We start from the raw sequence: 14,291 nt of genomic DNA on the forward strand, positions 1-14,291 counted from the left end.
GTCCTCCCGGCAGAACGGCAGTTCAGCGAATTCCGAAGTCCGGTATTCAAAGACCGCGACACGGAACCTAGGGGCCTTGTATCTATGGGTCAACCCTTCGTTGCATCTATGTTCTGCAACGGGATCGTCGAGGACTTGTGCAGGGATGACCACGGGTAACGCCCGGGAGACGCCATGTGGGCGGCCTGCGGCGGGAGATGCTCCGCGTGGTCACGAAACCGATGAGCGGAGGCCTTCCTCATGGACGACTTCACGGACGGAGCCGACACCGACGAGGAGTCGGTGCGCTCGCTTCTGCGCGCCCAGCACCCGGACCTCGCACATCTGCCGCTCCGCCTGGTGGCGGGCGGCTGGGCCAACCGGATGTGGCGGCTCGGGGACGAGTTGGCCGTCCGCCTGCCCCGCACGACCACAGGGCCCTCCCGTCTCCGCCACGAGCAGCGGTGGCTGCCCGAACTGGCGCCGCGGCTTCCGCTTCCGGTGCCGGCCCCCGTACGGGCGGGTGAGCCGTCGGAGGTCTTCCCGCGGGCCTGGGCCGTCACGAGGTGGGTCAGGGGTGAACCGGGCGATCGTGCCGCCATGGACCGCGCCGCCGACTCGGCCGTCGCGATGGCGGGATTCCTCAGGGCCCTTCACCGGCCCGCCCCCGCCGAGGCACCGTCCAACCCGGGCCGGGGCATTCCCCTCCGGAAGCTCACGAGCCGATTCGAGGAGCGGTTCGCCGCAGTGGCGCCGGTCGCCGCTCCGGACGGCCGCACCCGCGAGTTGCGAGACGTGTGGGAGGAGGGCGTCGCGTCACCGGAGTGGGCAGGACCGCCGGTGTGGCTGCACGCCGATCTGCACCCCGCGAACGTCGTCGTCTCCGGGGGAACGCTCTCCGGCGTCGTCGACTTCGGGGAACTCTGCTCCGGCGACCCCGCCGCCGACCTCTCAGCCGCGTGGCTCGCCCTGCCCGGCGGAGCGGCTGCACGCTTCTTCGACGCCTACGGGGAAGCGGACACGGCGACGGTCCGCCGCGCGAAGGGCTGGGCCGTACTGCACGCGCTGTCGCTCGTCGACATCGGAAGGGCGGGGCGACAGGGGCTGCCCGGCGGGCAGCCGACATGGGAACCCGCGGGCCGGCGGGCGCTCGCCGGACTCCTGGCTTAGCACCGGCCCGCTGACGACGGCTCAAGTATCCGGAGCCCTTGCGGTATCGCTCAGGTTCGGATGACAGGCGCGCGGGGTGAGACTACGATCACCGTGAGTGACGATCGCTGCCGGAACGCAGACGGGGAGCAACTGTGCCCGCACCGAAGGATCTTGACCCGTCCGCTTCCCTGGCAGCCCTGTACGGCGCGAAGTTGCGCAAGCTGCGCGGCCGGGCCGGCTGGACCCAGCGCGAACTGGGCGAGAAGATCCCCGTCGCCCACAGCCGCATCGCGCAGTTCGAGCTCGGCAACGAGACGCCACCGGAGGACGTCGGCCGCAGACTCGACGAACTCCTCGGCGCGGACGGGGACTTGAACGACTTGTGGGGCCACGTCCGCCGGACACCGTTCCCCGACTGGGCGCGGATGTTCATGGAGTACGAGGCCAGAGCGACTGCCATGCACAAGTACATGGCGCACAGCGTGCCGGGCCTGCTCCAGACAGAGGCGTACGCCCGTGAAGTGCTCCGCCTGGGTCAGCCCTGGTGCACGGGGACAGAGATCGACGACAAAGTCGCCGCGCGTATCAGCCGTCAGAGCCTTCTCCGCCGAACGCACCCGCCGTTGCTCTGGGTCGTCCTCGACGAGGCCGTCATCCGCAGACCGGTCGGAGGCGTCGCGGTGATGCGGGAGCAGCTGGACCGCCTCATCCGGGTATCCGGGACGCCGGGAGTCGAGCTTCAGGTACTTCCCTTCGACGCCGGGGGTCACGCGGCGATGGGCGGCTCACTCACCTTGCTGTCGTTCGACAACTCGCCAGACGTGGCCTACCTGGAGGCGGGCCACTCGGGGCAGCTGGTGGAGGAACGCGCAATGGTCGCCAGGCATTCGTACCGATACGATCTCGTGCACGCCGAAGCACTGCCGCCCGAAGCATCAACAGCCTTGCTCCACCAGGCGATGGAGGATTTCGGAACATGCGCGACGCAGGCAGTCACGTGAGCTGTGCCCGATGGCGCAAGAGCACATACAGCGACGGAGGCGGCGGCGACTGCCTCGAAGTCGCCGACGGAACCCCCGGCACCGTCCCCGTCCGCGACAGCAAGAACCCGGCCCGTCCCGCCCTGCGTTTCCACCCGGCGGCGTGGACGGCCTTCGTCGAATCCCTGAAGTCCCCCGCCTTCCCCCGCCTCTGAGGACCGGGCAGCGAACGCCCTGGCGTCTCAGCCTTTGCGCCGGGTCACGATGCTTCCCCGCAAGGAGGAGACGACGAGTCGTCCGAAGCGGGTGGTCAGGATCGCTGCGGTGGCGGCGACGGCGAGGCCGAGGGCGGTGAGCAGGTGGGACAAGGAGTCGTCACCGAGCACTTGAAGGATGCCCAGCGCGGTGCCGACGGGAAGACCGAGGATCGTGAGAATGCCCAGCGCGCCGCTGATCTGCTGGCTCTCCTGGCTCTGGACCAGCCGGCTGTAGTCCGCGGCCTCGGTGAGGATCTCCTCGAACCGCGCAGGCAGCCGGTGCTGCGTCTGGAAGGCGACCAGCAGTTCGTTGGCCGGGCCGTGAGCGGTCAGATGCTGGCGCCAGTAGGTGCTGCGGAAGACCGCGATGCTCTTCTCCAGCCTGGCGACCCGGGACGACAGACGCGAGGAGTCGAACACTTCTGAGAGTTCGTCCGTCAGCGCGTCGATGTGGTCCCGCTGGAGCGAGCCCAGCAGGAGGGCGTCGAGATAGACGGTGCGGGCGCGCAGGGCGGCGACATCGTAGAAGTCACCCTCACCGGAGTCGGCGCGGTGACCGAGAAAGGCTGCGCTCTGACGCAGCACCAGGGCGCTCCAGTCGGCCGATATGCGTACGGCTCCGTCGAGTTGGGCATCGGCGGTCTCCGGCGCCAGGGGAAAGTCCCGGGGCGTCGAGCGGGAGGCGAGCTGCCACAGCCACCGGTCGGCGCCGGGGGGAAGTCGCGCGTCCGGCGCGGCCCGCAGGGTGTGGATGTGCCGCTCCCCGGGGGTGAGGAAGGCGACCGTGTAGGGGTGCTCGATCGCGAAGGAACCTCTGTGGACGTGCACTTCGGCGATGCCTTCGAGCAACGCGGCCGGGTCCAGGGGGCCGTTGAGGGGGTCGGGCCCGCTCTCCCGGCGGTGGGAGATGGCACGGAGCACGGCCAGCAGAGGTCTGGCGACCTCGAAGTGCAGCACTGCGAGGGCATGCGCGGGACTGCGTGCGGTGGCCGCGCAGAGGATCTCCAGTCCGTGCAGACGCAGACCCTCGTGGTGCACCGACAGGGTCCGGTGCCAGCGGCGGGGGCGGCCGGGGGCGCCGTACAGTGCGCGGGCTGCGGCAGGGGCGAAGTAGGGCGAACGGGCAGCCGTGTCCATGCGACGGCTCCCCAGTTCGAAGGGGAGCGGCCCCTCGGGCCAGTCGGGGGCCGAAGTGAGCCGCAGCGGGAGGATGACCGTGAGGGCTTGCCGGGCCCCCGCAGCGGCCTGTGACTCGTCCACGCGTCCCCTTCGGCTCCGTGCTCGTGCCGGGCGGGCCGGCCGCTCCCCAGGCTATGTGCCGGGACGCCGTCCGGCGGCACCTTCGGCGTGGTTCGGGCACAGCGCGGGTGCGGCCGTGGCCGGCCCGGAGAGTCTTCGCGTGCCGGCTGCACGGAAAGAGGTCCGGCGCAGTCGTCTTGTGAGCCGCGCGGACACCGCTGTTTGAAGCTTCCCCGGACAACTTCCGTGAGCTGCCGAGCTGTGGCGCTCCAAAGTTTCAACTAGCAGTTCAATGAGATGATCGAAGCTACGGCGCGGCCGCATTCAGGCTGGTCGTGCCATGTATCCGGCGGGAGGCACAGGGTGAAGTTCGTACTCGAAGTCGACATGGGCGAGACGGCGTTCGACGGTGAGGCAGCCGGCGAGCTCGGCCGCATCCTGCGGTACTGGGGCGGCAACCTGCGCCACTACGACCTGAAGCCCGGTGACGGCTCGGCGATCTACGACTCGGCGTACTCGGAGGTCGGCCGGTGGAGCATCGTGGCGGCCCCCGGCTCCTGACCGTCGACGCCCTCCGGCGGCCTCGTGTCCGGCAGTGGCCCGGCCCTGCGGCGGTCACTCGCCGTCGCCGGGCCGCTCGCCCCGTGCGCCGCCCGTACTCTCGGCGCATCCGGAAGCATCACCTCAGGTCGGAGGGCAATTTTCTCTCACATACCCTCCTCGGATTCCGCCCACGCGGAGTTCGGAAACCCCTAGGCAGCCGGGCGCGGAGCGAGGTAATTTTCGCCTTCAATCACTGACTGTCGTGATCGAATCGCAGACCGGGTAAGGGGCGGTGTGCTGTTGCGTGACTACAGCTGTCCGCCGCTCGTAGCACCGCTGCGCTCCGGGGGCCTGGCCGACTCCGTGTACGAAACGGCCGCGCGTGAACCGGAGTTGCCTCAGCTGGCCCGTCGCGACAGCCCCGACGGAAGCACCGGACCGTGGCGCGAGATGACCGCCGCGGCCTTCGCCGAGAAGGTGATGGGTCTGGCGAAGGGGCTGCTGGCGGAGGGCGTCCGGTTCGGCGACAGAGTCGCGGTGATGACCCGCACCCGGTACGAGTGGACGGTCTTCGGCTACGCCCTGTGGTCCATCGGCGCGCAGGCGGTGCCGATCTACGCCACGTCCTCGCCCGAGCAACTGCGATGGGTCCTGGCCGACTCCGAGTCGTGTGCCGTCGTCGTCGAGCACGAGGACCACGCCATGACGGTCGGCTCGGTGTGCGGAGGGCTCCGGTCCCTGCGTCACATCTGGCAGTTGGACGCCGGATGCGTGGAGTGGCTGACGGACCGCGGGCGTCCCGTCGACGAGAACGAGGTGCACCGGCACCGCTGGGCCGTCACTCCGGAGATGACGGCCGCCACCATCTACACCTCCGGCACCACCGGACGGCCCCGCGGCTGCGCCATCACCCACGCCAACCTCGCCGTGGAGTGCGACACGCTGATCGCGGGCTGGGGCGGCCTCATGGGTGAGCCCGGCCAACAGCCGGCCATTCTGGCCTTCTTGCCGGTGGGGCACGTGTACGGACTCATGGTGACCGTGCTGTGCGTACGCGGCGGATACCTGCTGGGTCACCAGCCCGAGATGGCGGTGCGCGACCTCGTGCCCGCTCTCCAGTCGTTCCGGCCCACCTGCCTGTTCGCCGTTCCCCTCATCTTCGAGAAGGTCTACGCGCGTGCGCGGATGATCGCCGTGAAATCCGGACGCGGGGACCTCTTCGAACGGGCCATGGACATCGCCACGCGCTACGCCGAGGCCATGGAGGCCCGCTCGCTGGGCGCGGGACCGGGGCCCAGCACGGGCCTGAAGGCACGGCACGCGGTCTACGAGCGTCTGGTCTACCGCCAGTTGCGCAGCGTCCTGGGCGGCCGTACGCGCAACGTCGTGTCGGGCGGGTCGACGCTCAGCCGCGAACTGGGACTGGTCTTCTCCGGCGCGGGCATCACGGTGTACGACGGCTACGGCCTGACCGAGACGACGGCTGCGGTCACGGCACAGCCTCCCGGCCGTCCGCGCTTCGGCACGGTCGGCCGCCCCATGCCGGGTGCTTCCGTGCACATCGCGGAGGACGACGAGGTGTGGGTTCGCGGCCCCATGGTCTTTCCCGGCTACACCGGTCTCGCGGAGGCCCGGCGGGAAGCGCAGGGCCCTGCGTCCTCCCGGAACCGGGGGGACGGACACGCCCCGGAGCAGAGCGACGACGGCGGCACACTGCTCCGGCCGCACAACGAGGAGCTGCTGCAGGACGGCTGGCTCGGCACGGGCGACGTCGGTCACCTCGACGACGGCTATCTCGTCATCACCGGCCGGAAGAAGGACGTCATCATCACCAGCGGCGGCCGAAGCGTCGCACCGATGGTGCTGGAGACGCGGCTCCGCGCCCATCCGCTCATCTCCCAGGCGCTGGTGGTGGGCGACGACCGTCCTTTCGTGGGCGCCCTGCTCACGCTCGACCCCGAAGTGCTGCAGCAATGGCGGACGGCGATGGAACAGTACGGTCCCAGCCGGCCCGGGTCGGGCAGCAACATGTCGGAGGAGCTGGAGCGGGAGGTACAGCGGGCCGTGGCTGCGGCGAACAGCATCGTCTCGAGAGCGGAGTCGATCCGCGCATTCCGCGTCCTCTCCGACGAGTTCAGCATGGAGGACGGGCTTGTGACACCGTCACTGAAGCTGCGGAGGGGCGCGATCACTCGCATGTACGCGGCGGAGATCGACGAACTCTACGCACGCTGAGGCGCCGGGCCCTGCGTCGGCGCATGGGCGTGGCAGATCCGAGTCGGCAATGTAGCAGTGTTGAGCGCTGTACAACCGGTTCTTGTCAGGTCGGGACGAACCCTCGACCACATCCTCACACGCGCCATTAACGTCCGTCGCACTTCGAAGATGTGTGGAGAGGAGGGCGGATGCGTTCCGCCATGGCGTCGGGGCGAGCTGCCGGCACAGTGCTGATCATGCTCGCGCTTGTAGCAACGCTTTCCGCGTTGCTGCTTCCTATCCAGTGGTTCGACGGCAACCGCTCAATTGCGCTTGCCCGTTCCGGCTGGCAGGACGACGGTGACGGAACCTGGAAGACAGAATATGGGCCGCTTACCCCACTCGACCGGGACTTCATACGAAGTGTACGGAGTGCCGGACTGTGGGAGCTGCCCGCCGGACGTTCTGCAAAGGAGCGCGGCGGGCGCAAATCTGTCCGGATCGCCGGCAACCACCTCGTCGACGGACACACGGAGTTGGACAAGCGGACCATTGAGGCCGCCAAGACGTTGAAGCTTCCCCTGTCCAATCAGCCGACCGGCCCCCAGCAGAACTGGCTGAAGGAGATGGAGAACGCCGACGGAGACAAGTTCGACCGCGTCTTCGTCGACCGCCTCCGTCGGGCATCGGGCAAGACCTTGGCCCTCATCGGTCTCGTACGCGATCAGACCCGCAACTCGATGGTGCGGTCGTTGGCGACCCGGGCCAACACCGTCGTCCTCGATCACCTCGCGGTCCTGGAAGAAACCGGACTGGTGGACTACGAGGCGCTGAACGACGAGAAATGAGTGGAGTGAATTCACTGTGAGAAAACTGAGCCACAAACGCTCGCGCACGAAGAACAAGACCATAGCGATCGTTGCAGCGCTGGTGATCGGTGGCGGCGGAGCAGCGGCAATCGGTGCCAGCGCGTTCGCCGGCGGGGACGAAGAGCCCCAGGCGGCAGCCAGCACGATCGACTGTCCCGATGTGAGCCTTGCACTGGGCCAGGTGCCCGAGAAGGCCAAGGAGCCCGTCGGCCAGAAGCTCGCCGCCCTGGACCAGCAGGTCGCGCAGGCGTACGGCCAGTGGAACTCCCAGGAGGCCGACGCGAACGAGGCACTCGGTGAGCTGAACAAGCAGCGCTCCGAGACGATCGCCAGCATCGGCGAGGACCTCAAGGCCGCCGGCGCCGAGCAGCCTGGTGACATGGCGGGCATGTCGCAGTGCCAGATGAAGCAGGACCAGGCCGGTCAGAACCAGAGCGACGAGGAGGGCGAGCAGGTCAGTGGCCCGGTCGCCGAGGACTTCGTCGACATCACGACCGTCGAGCCCAACACGAACGAGGAAGAGGCGGGGGGCCAGGGCGGCAGCTTCGAGACGAAGTGCGGCGTCAACGAGAACGAGCACCTCAACTCGGACAACGTCATCGCCGCCCCGGGCGTGCTGAACGGCGCGCACCACGTTCACGACTACGTCGGCAACGAGGACACGAGCGCTGCGTCCTCCGACGAGTCCCTCGCTGCGGCAGGTACGACCTGTGAGCAGAACGACCAGTCGACGCACTACTGGCCTGTGATCCGTTCGCTGGACGGGCAGGAGGACCAGCGGGGCGCCGTCGGCAGCGAGCAGAACCAGGGCAGCGCCAACGAGGCCAGCACCAACAGCGTCCAGCAGGACGGCTGGAACGAGGGTCAGGACGCGGGTCAGGACGCGGGTCAGGACCAGGGCCAGGACGCCGGACAGGACGCCGGACAGGACCAGGGTCAGGACCAGGGCCAGGACGCCGGACAGGACGCCGGACAGGACGCCGGTCAGGACCAGGGCCAGGACGCCGGACAGGACGCCGGACAGGACGCCGGTCAGGACCAGGGCCAGGACGCCGGACAGGACGCCGGTCAGGGTGAAGGTGAAGAGGAGCAGGTCGGCGGTGGCGAAGGTGCCGAGGCCCAGCCTGGTGACGGTGGGGCGAACGACCTCAACGTCGGCTCGATCCTGCAGCCGGCCAGCGCCACGCTGAAGTTCATCAAGGGTACGAACGACGACGTCGTCGCGATGCCGAAGTTCCTGCGCATCATCACCGGTGACGCCAAGTCCTTCACGAACGGCGACGCGAACGCCAACGCCTCCTGGAGCTGCGAAGGCTTCGAGGACCGTCAGCTGAAGGACAAGTACCCGATCTGCCCCGACGGCGCCCAGATGATCCGTACCTTCAACTTCCAGAACTGCTGGGACGGACAGAACACCGACAGCGGTAACCACCGCGACCACATGGCGTTCGCCGAGGAGGACGGCACCTGCCCGGACGGCTTCCAGGCCATCCCGCAGCTGCAGCAGAAGATCAAGTACGACATCCCCGCCGAGAACCTGGTGAACGCGGACGCTCCGTTCGCAGTCGACAGTTTCCCGGAGCAGCTGCACAAGCCGATCACTGACCACAGTGACTTCATCAACGTCATGCCCGACGACCTGATGAACGAGGCAGTCAGCTGCATCAACGAAGGCCGTGAGTGCTGACGCACTAGCGACCAGCTGATGCACAGGTCAGCCGCGGGGCCACCGAGCAATCGGCCCCGCGGCTGACGCATTTCCGGGCAGCGGGACAGCGGGCCCCGGACAGCAGGACGACCGGACGACAAAGCCAGCAGGACGACAGCGCGGCACAGCACATCCGCAGAGCCCGGGACCACGGCGCAGCACCACCGGGCACACGGGAAGGACACGGGAACGACAGGCACAGCGCAGAACCACGGCGGCCCGGACACAGATTCTGTGTCCGGGCCGCCGTGGTTCTCGGTGCTTCAGGTCGTCACGTGGGGGGACGGGTCGGTTCCGATGCGAGGGGGCATCGGCTGAGGGGGGAAGTCAGAGACCGTTGACCCTGGCCTCGCGTGCGACACCCAGTGGGCGTACGCCCGAGGAGACGGAGCGAGCCCTGCGTCCGGCCCGGGTGCGCTGCCGTCGGATCTGCCCCAGCAGCCGCCGGCCGCGAAGGGTCATCTCCAGTTCGAAGCGGGTACGGGGGTCGCGCAACGCCGAACCGAAGAGCTTCTCGATCTGGCGAAGCCTGTACCGCACTGTCTGGGGGTGCACCTGCAGCGTCTTCGCCGCTTCCGGCGCTCCCCCGCTCTCCAGCCACGCCAGCAGCGTGACCTCCAGCCGCTCGCTCTGCCTCGGTGTGAGTTCCGCCAGCGGGCCGAGCCAGCGGGAAGAGAGCGCACAGGCGAGTGATTCGTCCTGCAGCAGCATGAGCATGGACAGGTGGTCGTCCACGAACAGGACTTTCCCGTCCTGGCCGTTGGTACCGATACCGGCGGCCGGGGGGTTGCCCGCCGGTGTCAGTTCCAGCAGCCGCCGTGCCCAGCGCACCGAAGATCCCGCATCGTTGAGGGGAACGGTGTGACCGATCGCGGCAGTGCGACCGCGCAGCACGTTCTCCAGTGCTTCGCGGTCGTCCTCCGGATCGGGTATCAGCAGGCACAGCTCACTCTCGACCGGACTGACCAGCGCATTGCCGAGTGCAGCCGCGAGCTGGGGCACCTCGCTCGGGGATGCGAGTGCTATGGCTCGGACTGTCTCGGGCAACGGCCACCTGGCGGATCGGGCCAGTTCGGTCAAGCGCGCTTCCGGATACTCCTCCTCTCCCATGAGGGCGGTGAACAGCTGTCGACGGGCACGGTCGATGGGAACCGCTGCTGTGACGTTGTCCGCCGGTGCATCGGTTCCCGTGTCCGTATTTCCTGTATTTCCCGGTTCTTCGCTTTCCTGGGCATGTCGCCCGAGAGCCGCCAGCAGCGCCTGCTCAACGGCCCATTGAGCATCTTCGCGGTCAATTTCACGCAGAAAAGCGGACATTGCCGGTATGCTGCGTTGCAGAGCATCCACCACCTGGTCAGCGATGGCGGGCAGCTCCTTTCTCTGAACACGCGTCCACTCACCACGAGGGCGAGATCGGATGCGGTTTAGAACGTCGCTCATCTTTACCTCGTTCCTGCCGGGTTGGGCCTGCCCGAGCACGGGACTGGCAGGCCCGCGGAGGTTGCCCCCGAAACCGGTATCCCGCCCCGGTTCCGGAGTTGAGGGTCCCCCTGCTTCCCCTGAGTGGGCATCATCGACACCGCGGGGTGCGGCGGCGATCCCACTGCCAGAATTTGTCACAGAGCGATAAATCCTGTGAAGGGGTTGGGGAGTTTCGAGATGCTGCTGCATCCCGACCACCGCATTTTGGTCGCGCAAAGTAGAGAGCAAGACACCAGAACGTCACTGGTGATTTCCCGTTCAACTGCTTTGCGGTCACGGCAGATGCGGGACCGAGGGTCAGGTCGGACCAGGCGACTGTGCGATCGGAAGATCCGATGCCCCGAGAAAAGATTCGTGTACCGCCTACGGAGCGCCGGCCCTCGACGCTCGTAGCGCCCCGCAGAGGCGACGCTCGCCCTCCCCAGGGCGTCGCACCCGAACGTCGGCTCGAAGCAGACATTTCACGAAAAAGCAGCGGAGCTCGTTACGTTCCTCGTGTAACGGCCTTCGTGATGGTCGCCACACTCGCCCTCGTATTCGCGATCAGCAACCAGTCGCTCGCACGGATGTGGGCCTTCATCGACTTCGGTTCCGGGGTCGTGGCTCTTCTGCTGCTGACATTCGCCGTCCTGTGGGGTCTCGCCGCGGCCGACCAGTTCGTCCTCGATCCCAATCACCGGCTGATCGCGCAGGCGATCCACCGCGGAACGGCTGTCGGCGGTCTGGGTTTCCTCGGTCTACACGTCTGGTCGAAGATCTCCCTCGGCTCCACGAGCCCCCAGGCGGCGGCGATCCCGTTCACCGACGGTGCCCAGCCGGTGCTGGTCGGGCTGGGATCGGTCGCGGGCTATCTGTTCGTGGCGGTTACTGTGACCGGTGCGGTGCGTGGAGCCTTCGCCCGCAAGGGCCAGTCGCGGCTGTGGCGGGCGCTGCACATGAGCGCGTACCTCGCCTGGGGTTCGGCCCTGATCCACGGGCTGCGCGCGGGACGTCCCGTCGCCGACTACGTGGACCTCGGGTACGGCCTGTGCTTGACGGCAGTGACGGTTGTGCTGATGATGCGACTCGCTCAAGGCCGTACCAAGCGTCCGGGATCGAGCAAGAAGGAGAAACGGTGACCTCTGTCGTGCCGAGTCCCGTGTCCGCTTCCAACGCGGACGCGACTCCGTCCCTCGCCTCCTTCGGGCCGCCACGGCTGCTGGCAGGCCTGGGCACCGGCGGAGCGTGGCACAGGCGTCTCGACCGCGTGGGGCATCTGACGGTGCACGGTCAGATGCCCGAGCTGCGCCTCCAGGAAGTCGTCGACCTCGCCGAGAACATCGACCTGCGCGGCCGGGGCGGTGCCGGGTTCCCCTTCGCCCGCAAGCTCAGCGCCGTGATCGACACGGCGCGCCGGCGGCAGGACGCGCGTACGGCGGTCGTGGTGAACGGCAGCGAGGGCGAGCCGAGTTGCCTCAAGGACACGGCGCTGCTGCTGTACACGCCGCACCTGGTCATCGACGGTGCCCTGCTGGTGGCGCGGGCGCTGAAGGCGGAGGAGGTGAGCATCTGCGTCGCGCGCCAGGACGTCGAGCGCTCCGTGCGGGACGCCGTGGCCGAACGCGGCCCGGGCGCTCCGCGCGTCCGGGTGGCCCGCATGCCCGAGGCGTTCGTCACCGGCGAGTCCTCCGCCCTCGTCAACGGTCTCAACCAGTTGCCGGTGGCGCCCTCCGGTACGGGCGTGCGCGCCAGCGACAGCGGTGTCGCGGGCCTTCCGACGCTGCTGTCGAACACCGAGACCTACGCCCAGCTCGCCATCGCCGCCCGTCTCGGCGCGCTCGACTTCCGCAACGTGGGTCTGCCGACCGAGCCCGGCACCGTCCTGCTGACCGTGGCCGGGGAACGGGTCGTGGAGACGCCCTTCGGTGCGCCGCTGTCGTACATCCTGGGCCTGTGCGGCATGGACCCGGGTCAGGGCGTGCTCGTCGGCGGCTACCACGGCCGGTGGCTGCAGCGTGATCTCGCCTGGTCGGCGCGCGTCTCCCGTGAGTCGCTCGAATCCCACGGCTCGACCCTCGGCGCGGGCGCGATCATGCCGCTCCCCGAAGGCACGTGCCCCGCGGGCGAGTTGGAGCTCGTCGCCCGCTGGATGGCTAAGGAGTCGGCCGGGCAGTGCGGGCCGTGCGTACTGGGGCTGCCCGCCCTCGCGGACACGATCGCGTGGGCGGCCGACGGCGGTGGCCAGGAGGCCCTCGACGCCGTCTGGGCACGGGCCAGAGCCGTGAAGGGGCGCGGCGCGTGCAGCCACCCCGACGGCACGTCCCGCCTGGTGGAGTCGACGCTCGACGCGTTCCCGGAGGAGTTCGAACTCCACGCCCTCGGGCAGGGGTGCGGGAGGCCCGTCCTCAGCTCCCTTTCCGTGCCCGGCGAAGGACGGGTCTCGCAGGCCCGCGGCATCCGGGGCATACGGGCGGACCGCGGCCGCACGGCGGCGGGTGTCCCGCAGAAGACCAGGCGGCTCGTCGTCGACTGGACGCTGTGCCAGGGACACGGACTGTGCGCGGGAGTCGTCCCGGACATGGTCGAGCTCGACGTCGACGGGTACCCGACCGGCGCGTCCGCCGAGATCCCCGACTACATGAACAAGCAGGCCCAGCGGGCCGTGCGCCGCTGCCCGGCGCTCGCTCTGCGCATCGTGGAGAAGTGAGGCAAAGGCCCGGCGGCAACGTTTGCAGTTGGCCGAACTGGCCGCCGTACAGGGGGCTTTCGCTGGTCCGAGCGAGATGGCTCCCGCAAACCTTTTGGTTTGGCGCCATCTGACAACTTTTCGCCGCCTGCATCGCTCCTGCACCACACTCACATGCCAGTCACAGTCGAGAACTGAAGGAGCGGTCATGAAGAAGCAGCGTCACGTGGCTCTGGTAGGGACCGCGGTCGCCGTAGCTCTGTTCGCGACAGGGTGTGGCTCCGACAGTGGCGGCGCGCCTCCTCAGAAGATCAAACCGGCTGATCAGGCCGTGGGCGACGGCTACGGCGGTGGCGACGGGGAGGGCGCGAAAGACGCCCCGGCCAGGGATCTGAAGGTGAAGGCCACTTCGAAGCTCGGTGACATCGTCACCGACTCCAAGGGCTGGACGCTGTACCGCTTCGACGACGACACCGCCTCCCCCTCCCAGTCCAACTGCGACGGTGGCTGCGCAAAGGCCTGGCCTGCCGTGCCCGCCAAGGACGCCGAGGCGACGAAGGGCATCTCGAAGAGCCAGATCGGCAAAGTCAAGCGCACCGACGGCTCCTACCAGCTCACTCTCGGCGGCTGGCCCGTCTACCGCTACGCGAAGGACGCCAAGCCCGGTGACGTCAAGGGCCACGGTGTCGGCGAGACCTGGAACGCCCTCGCACCCGACGGCAACAAGGCGAGCGCCGCCAACGCCGACCAGGTCAAGGCGGTCAACAACCCCGAGCTGGGCAAGATCCTCGCCGACGGGCAGGGCCGTACGCTCTACCGGTTCGACAAGGACTCGGCCTGGCCGATGAAGTCCAACTGCAAGGGCGAGTGCCTGAAGAGCTGGAAGCCCGCCAAGCCGGTGGACAGGGACAAGGTCTCCGGCGTCGACCCGAAGCTGCTGACGACGTTCAAGCGCCCGGACGGCACCCAGCAGCTCACCATCGACTGCTGGCCCCTGTACTGGTTCACCGGTGACGAGGAGCCCGGTGACATCAACGGCCAGGGCAAGGACGGCGATTGGCACGCCGTCACCGACAAGGGCAAGAGGGCCGGCGTGGCCCCCTGAGACCCGGCTTCCGGCCCGGACGCCCCGCCGCGGTCCGGTGCCGTCGAACGCACCATCCTCCAGGGCCCGCACTCCTGCACCCGTCTCGTCCCCGTTCCGCACGCGGGGTGAGCCGC

Annotated in this window: 12 protein-coding genes; 10 read left to right on the forward strand and 2 right to left on the reverse strand. The window is 68.6% G+C overall.

The window, feature by feature from the left end; genetic code table 11:
• Window positions 1-240 precede the first annotated feature (240 nt).
• The 3 genes from ACFPA8_RS12480 to ACFPA8_RS12490 all read left to right on the forward strand — a co-directional run bounded on the left by ACFPA8_RS12480 (window position 241) and on the right by ACFPA8_RS12490 (window position 2,326).
• Window positions 241-1,149: an aminoglycoside phosphotransferase family protein gene (locus ACFPA8_RS12480; RefSeq protein WP_386446920.1), complete on the forward strand. Its 909-nt coding sequence runs from the start codon at window positions 241-243 to the stop codon at window positions 1,147-1,149.
• 134 nt (window positions 1,150-1,283) lie between these two features.
• Window positions 1,284-2,132, forward strand: coding sequence for a helix-turn-helix domain-containing protein (locus ACFPA8_RS12485; protein WP_386446923.1), 849 nt, complete (start codon window positions 1,284-1,286; stop codon window positions 2,130-2,132).
• Complete coding sequence (locus tag ACFPA8_RS12490) at window positions 2,108-2,326, forward strand: DUF397 domain-containing protein (RefSeq protein WP_386446926.1); 219 nt, start codon at window positions 2,108-2,110, stop codon at window positions 2,324-2,326. The genes ACFPA8_RS12485 and ACFPA8_RS12490 overlap by 25 nt, the downstream gene beginning before the upstream one ends.
• 27 nt (window positions 2,327-2,353) lie before the next feature.
• On the opposite strand, the gene ACFPA8_RS12495 is transcribed toward ACFPA8_RS12490, so the two are convergent.
• Window positions 2,354-3,628: a hypothetical protein gene (locus ACFPA8_RS12495; protein WP_386446929.1), complete on the reverse strand. Its 1,275-nt coding sequence runs from the start codon at window positions 3,626-3,628 to the stop codon at window positions 2,354-2,356.
• Between the two features lie 342 nt (window positions 3,629-3,970).
• Between ACFPA8_RS12495 and ACFPA8_RS12500 the strand changes: the two genes are divergently transcribed.
• The 4 genes from ACFPA8_RS12500 to ACFPA8_RS12515 all read left to right on the forward strand — a co-directional run bounded on the left by ACFPA8_RS12500 (window position 3,971) and on the right by ACFPA8_RS12515 (window position 8,902).
• Window positions 3,971-4,168, forward strand: coding sequence for a hypothetical protein (locus ACFPA8_RS12500; RefSeq protein WP_386446931.1), 198 nt, complete (start codon window positions 3,971-3,973; stop codon window positions 4,166-4,168).
• 282 nt (window positions 4,169-4,450) lie between these two features.
• Window positions 4,451-6,385 (forward strand): AMP-dependent synthetase/ligase, encoded by a 1,935-nt coding sequence (locus ACFPA8_RS12505; RefSeq protein ID WP_386447646.1) that lies wholly within the window; start codon window positions 4,451-4,453, stop codon window positions 6,383-6,385.
• Window positions 6,386-6,555: 170 nt separating this feature from the next.
• Complete coding sequence (locus tag ACFPA8_RS12510) at window positions 6,556-7,194, forward strand: DUF4142 domain-containing protein (protein ID WP_386446934.1); 639 nt, start codon at window positions 6,556-6,558, stop codon at window positions 7,192-7,194.
• 16 nt (window positions 7,195-7,210) lie between these two features.
• Window positions 7,211-8,902 carry a DUF1996 domain-containing protein gene (locus ACFPA8_RS12515; RefSeq protein ID WP_386446937.1) on the forward strand — a complete coding sequence of 564 codons (1,692 nt, stop codon included), beginning with the start codon at window positions 7,211-7,213 and terminating at the stop codon, window positions 8,900-8,902.
• 348 nt (window positions 8,903-9,250) lie between these two features.
• Here the strand turns inward: ACFPA8_RS12515 and ACFPA8_RS12520 are convergent, their stop codons facing one another.
• Complete coding sequence (locus tag ACFPA8_RS12520; protein WP_386446940.1) at window positions 9,251-9,970, reverse strand: PucR family transcriptional regulator; 720 nt, start codon at window positions 9,968-9,970, stop codon at window positions 9,251-9,253.
• A 947-nt stretch (window positions 9,971-10,917) separates the two neighbouring features.
• On the opposite strand from ACFPA8_RS12520, the gene ACFPA8_RS12525 reads away from it, so the two are divergent.
• From ACFPA8_RS12525 to ACFPA8_RS12535, 3 genes are all read left to right on the forward strand, one after another.
• Window positions 10,918-11,523 carry a hypothetical protein gene (locus ACFPA8_RS12525; protein ID WP_386446943.1) on the forward strand — a complete coding sequence of 202 codons (606 nt, stop codon included), beginning with the start codon at window positions 10,918-10,920 and terminating at the stop codon, window positions 11,521-11,523.
• Entirely contained in the window at window positions 11,520-13,091 is a 1,572-nt protein-coding gene (locus ACFPA8_RS12530; RefSeq protein WP_386446946.1) for an NADH-ubiquinone oxidoreductase-F iron-sulfur binding region domain-containing protein, read from the forward strand. The genes ACFPA8_RS12525 and ACFPA8_RS12530 overlap by 4 nt, the downstream gene beginning before the upstream one ends.
• A gap of 187 nt (window positions 13,092-13,278) precedes the next feature.
• Window positions 13,279-14,175: an SCO0930 family lipoprotein gene (locus ACFPA8_RS12535; protein WP_386446949.1), complete on the forward strand. Its 897-nt coding sequence runs from the start codon at window positions 13,279-13,281 to the stop codon at window positions 14,173-14,175.
• The last annotated feature ends 116 nt before the right edge of the window (window positions 14,176-14,291 follow it).

This window comes from Streptomyces ovatisporus, from assembly GCF_042653885.1.
Classification (GTDB): Bacteria; Actinomycetota; Actinomycetes; order Streptomycetales; family Streptomycetaceae; genus Streptomyces; species Streptomyces ovatisporus.